Annotated in this window: 4 protein-coding genes and 1 pseudogene; 3 read left to right on the top strand and 2 right to left on the bottom strand. The window is 71.7% G+C overall.

The genetic code is table 11. The annotated features are described in order from the left end of the window. Positions 1-201: pseudogene (locus tag G9H71_RS21125) on the top strand (DUF4917 family protein); the annotation flags it as partial. 85 nt (positions 202-286) lie between these two features. Here G9H71_RS21125 and gap read toward each other — a convergent pair. Beyond that, positions 287-1,312, bottom strand: a complete 1,026-nt coding sequence (gene gap, locus G9H71_RS21120; protein WP_166284748.1) for a type I glyceraldehyde-3-phosphate dehydrogenase — start codon at positions 1,310-1,312, stop codon at positions 287-289. Positions 1,313-1,415: 103 nt separating this feature from the next. On the opposite strand from gap, the gene G9H71_RS24780 reads away from it, so the two are divergent. Then, positions 1,416-1,979 (top strand): TetR/AcrR family transcriptional regulator, encoded by a 564-nt coding sequence (locus G9H71_RS24780; protein WP_331273174.1) that lies wholly within the window; start codon positions 1,416-1,418, stop codon positions 1,977-1,979. A 73-nt stretch (positions 1,980-2,052) separates the two neighbouring features. On the opposite strand, the gene G9H71_RS21110 is transcribed toward G9H71_RS24780, so the two are convergent. Continuing rightward, positions 2,053-2,532, bottom strand: a complete 480-nt coding sequence (locus G9H71_RS21110) for a DUF4190 domain-containing protein (protein ID WP_331273173.1) — start codon at positions 2,530-2,532, stop codon at positions 2,053-2,055. A gap of 255 nt (positions 2,533-2,787) precedes the next feature. Here G9H71_RS21110 and G9H71_RS21105 point away from each other — a divergent pair. Next, positions 2,788-4,530, top strand: a 1,743-nt coding sequence (locus G9H71_RS21105) for a carbon starvation CstA family protein (RefSeq protein WP_166284745.1), incomplete at its 3' end; no start/stop codon positions are given.

Here is a 4,530-nt window from a genome sequence, read left to right as displayed (position 1 = left end):
CCCGACGAGCACATCGTCGAGACGCTGCGCCGCCGCAGGCGGATCGCCATCGGGGTGCGGTCCCTCATGCCGCAGCAGGTCGTCGCGGCGAAGGCCGCGTTGATCGCCCGGCTCGGCGGCCGGGACGACCTGGTGTTCTTCGACGTCGCGACCCACCCGCTCGCGGACCCCGCGTGGCATGTGGACCCGAGCGCGGCCTGAGGGCCGGACGCCTGCCGCAGCACCGGCGAAGCGCGCCGCCGCGTACGACACACGAGAGCAACGCGCTTCGCCGAAGTGGAGTTCTTCAGAGCCCGGCGCCGACCAGCCCGACGCTGTCGACGAGCCGGTTGGAGAAGCCCCACTCGTTGTCGTACCACCCGAGCACCTTGACCGTCGTGCCGACCACGCTCGTGAGCGGTGCGTCCAAGATGGTCGAGGACGGGTCGCCCACGATGTCGCTCGACACCAGCGGAGCCTCGTTGTAGCGCAGGATGCCGGCGAGCGGCCCGTCGGCGGCGGCCCGGTAGGCCGCGTTCACCTCCTCGACGGTCGTCGGGCGCGAGACGGTGACCGTGAGGTCCGTGAGAGACCCCGTGAGCACCGGGACGCGCACCGCGAAGCCGGCCAGCCGCCCGTTGAGCTCGGGCAGCACGAGGCCGATCGCCTTGGCGGCGCCGCTGCTGGTCGGGACGATGTTGTGCGCCGCGGCGCGCGCACGGCGCAGGTCCTTGTGCGGCCCGTCCTGCAGGTTCTGGTCCTGGGTGTAGGCGTGGATGGTCGTCATGAGGCCGCTCTCGATGCCGACGGCCTCGTGCAGCACCTTCGCCAGCGGCGCGAGGCTGTTGGTGGTGCAGGAGGCGTTCGACACGATGTGGTGGCGCTCGGGGTCGTACGCCGCCGAGTTGATGCCGTAGGCAAGCGTGAGGTCCTCGCCGGTGGCGGGGGCGGAGATCACCACCTTGCGAGCGCCGGCGTCGAGGTGGGCGCGGGCCTTCGCGGCATCGGTGAAGACGCCGGTGGACTCCACGACGAGGTCGACGCCGAGCTCGCGCCACGGGAGGGCGGCGGGGTCGCGCTCGGCGAGCACGCGGATCTTGTGGTCGCCGACGACGAGCACGTCGTCGACGAGGTCGACCGGCTGGGCGAGCGGGCCGAACGCCGTGTCGTAGCGCAGCAGGTGCGCGAGGGTGGTCGGCGCCGTCAGGTCGTTCACGGCGACGACCTCGAAGGGGGCGTCGGAAGGATGCCGGGCGAGGGTCGAGCGGAGGAAGCTGCGGCCGATCCGGCCGAACCCGTTGATGGCGATGCGCACGGAGCCTCCAGAGGCGATGGGATGCCGTCGGAGGAGACTGTACCGACTAGTACGGACAGGGCGCGACCTGTTTCCGCGCCGGTCAGCGGCGGGCGGTCAAAACGGGAGGTACGTTCGGGCCGTGGACACGCGCGAACGGCTGGTCGAGGCGATGCAGGACCTGCTCTGGGAGCGCGGCTACGTCGGCACGAGCCCGCGGGCGGTGCAGGAGCGTGCGGGCGCCGGCCAGGGCAGCATGTACCACCACTTCCGTGGCAAGGCGGACCTCGCCGCCGCCGCGCTGGAGCGCACGGCCCGTGACCTCGGCGGCCGGACCGAGGAGGTTCTCACCGGCGCGGGGTCGCCGCTGGAGCGGCTGACGCTCAACCTCACCCGTGAGCGGGACGTGCTGCGCGGCTGCCGCGTCGGTCGGATGACGCAGGACCCCGAGGTCGTGGCGGACGACAAGCTGCGCGCGCCGGTCGACGAGGCGTTCCGCTGGGTTCGCCGGATGTACGCCGACGTGCTCGCCGAGGCGGTCGCCGCCGGGGAACTGCCGGACACGATCGACCCGCAGCAGGTTGCCGCCACGCTGGTCGCAGTGGTGCAGGGCGGCTACGTGCTCGCCCGCGCGTCCGGGAACCCCGCCGACTTCGCCCTCGCCGTCGACGGCGCCCTGTCACTGCTGCGCGGGCTCGCGGCCTGATCGGGCTCGGCTGGTCGGAGCGATCCGGGCGACGGTGGCCGCGCGCTCCGCGCGGCCACCGTCGCCCGCGGGCTCACTGCCCGTTGGTCACGCCGGAGTTGAACTCGCGCTGGCAGTCCTCGACCGCGGCCTGGTCGTTGCCCGCGCTCTGCAGGCAGTCCTGCAGGTTCTGGAACTCGTCGCTGTTGAAGAGCGCGACACCCGCCGCGATGACGAGCACGGTGGTGAGGATGCCGAGGACGCCGAGGACGATGCCGGCGATCGACATGCCCTTCCCGCCGACACCCCCCTTGGCGCGGCGCAGCCCCACGATCCCGAGCACGATGGCGATGAGGCCGAACAGCGAACCGACGACCAGCCAGCCGGTCAGCAGGGCCAGGATGCCGAGGATGAGCGCGGCGATCGCCATGCCGTTCGTGCGCGACGCGGGCGGCTGCCCGTAGCCGCCGTGCGGCGCGCCCTGGGGCGGCTGCGAGCCACCCGGGGCCCCGTACCCGTATCCGTATCCGGAGGCGCCACCACTGCCGGGGGCGCCGGGGTCAGTGCTGCTCACTGAGCCAGTCCTTTCGTCGGCGACTTTCTCGGCCCCTGCATCCCCCCGCTTCCCGCCGATCAAGCAGGCTCCCGCCGGATTCGCGCTACGTGATTGACGCTCCCTGAATCCGTTGCCACGAGCCATTTCTCGCGCCGGAGTGCACCCCGCACTGCGCACCTCCCGCCACCACAGTCCGGTACGCCCGCATATGCGGCCTATGCTGCCGCCGGCAGCGTCAACGGAGCGCTGCGGCCCACCTCGCGGAGGTGCACGGTGTCCACGACTCTTCGTCACCCACAGCCCGGCGGGGCCCCGCTCCGGGGCGGCAGGTCCCCGCGCTCCGTCGCCCTCTGGGTCGCGGTCGCCCTGGTCGGGGCGACGGCCTGGACCGTGCTGGCCCTCGCGCGCGGGGAGACGGTGTCCGCGCTGTGGGTGCTCTTCGCGGCGGTCTGCTCGTACGCCATCGCGTACCGCTTCTACGCACGGTTCCTCGTCACCCGCGTCCTCGAGGCGGACGACAGCCGCGCAACGCCCGCTGAGCGTCTGCAGAACGGCGTGGACTTCGAGGTCACCGACCGGAGGGTCCTCTTCGGCCACCACTTCGCCGCGATCGCCGGAGCGGGGCCGCTCGTCGGGCCCGTGCTCGCCGCGCAGATGGGCTACCTGCCCGGCACGATCTGGATCGTCGTCGGGGTGATCCTCGCCGGGGCCGTGCAGGACCTCACGGTGCTGTTCTTCTCGATGCGCCGCAACGGCAAGAGCCTCGGCCAGATGGTCCGCGAGGAGATCGGGGTCGTCGGCGGGATCGCCGCGCTGATCGCGGTGTTCGCCATCATGATCATCATCTTGGCCGTCCTCGCCCTCATCGTCGTCAACTCGCTCGCCGAGTCGCCGTGGGGCGTCTTCTCCATCGCGCTGACCATCCCGATCGCGCTGTTCATGGGGTTCTACCTGCGCGTGCTGCGGCCCGGCCGCGTCCTCGAGGCCACCGGCATCGGCGTCGCCCTGCTGCTGCTCGCGATCGTCGGCGGCGGCTACGTCGAGGAGCTGGGGCTCGAGGACGCGCTGACGATCTCGAAGGAGCAGCTCGTCCTCGCCCTGGTGGTCTACGGCTTCGTGGCCTCGGTGCTCCCGGTCTGGATGCTGTTGACGCCGCGCGACTACCTGTCGACGTTCATGAAGGTCGGTGTCATCGTCCTGCTTGCCGTCGGCGTCCTCCTCGCCCGGCCGGTGCTGCAGAACGACGCGGTCACGAGCTTCGCCCGCGAGGGCAACGGCCCGGTGTTCGCCGGGTCGTTGTTCCCCTTCGTCTTCATCACCATCGCGTGCGGCGCGCTGTCGGGCTTCCACGCGCTCATCTCCTCGGGCACCACGCCCAAGATGGTCGCGAAGGAGAGCCAGGTCCGCGTCATCGGCTACGGCGGCATGCTCATGGAGTCCTTCGTCGCGATCAGCGCGCTCATCGCCGCCTCGATCATCGACCAGGGCATCTACTACGCGATGAACAGCCCGGCCGGCGCGACGGGCGGGACACCGGAGGCGGCCGCCGCCTTCGTTCAGGGGCTGGGCTTCGGGACGTCACCGGACACCATCGCGGCCGCCGCGGCCGCGGTGCAGGAGCCGAGCCTCGTCTCGCGTACCGGCGGGGCGCCGACGCTCGCCTTCGGGATCTCGCAGATCTTCTCCGACGCCTTCGGCGGTGGCCTGCAGGCGTTCTGGTACCACTTCGCGATCATGTTCGAGGCGCTCTTCATCCTGACCGCGGTCGACGCCGGCACCCGGGTGGGGCGCTTCATGCTGCAGGACACGGTCGGCAACGTGTGGCCGAGGTTCGGGGACCTGTCCTGGCGGCCCGGCAACATCCTCGCGAGCGCCGCCGTCGTGGGCCTCTGGGGCTACATGCTCTACGTCGGCGTCACCGACCCCCTCGGCGGGGTGAACCAGCTGTTCCCGCTGTTCGGGATCGCCAACCAGCTGCTCGCCGCGATCGCCCTGACCCTCGTGACCGTGCTGCTC

It is taken from the genome of Motilibacter deserti (assembly GCF_011250635.1).
In the GTDB taxonomy this organism is placed as follows: domain Bacteria; phylum Actinomycetota; class Actinomycetes; order Motilibacterales; family Motilibacteraceae; genus Motilibacter_A; species Motilibacter_A deserti.
The sequence above is the reverse complement of the archived record's forward strand: the minus strand, read 5'-3'. Positions and strand labels throughout refer to the sequence as shown.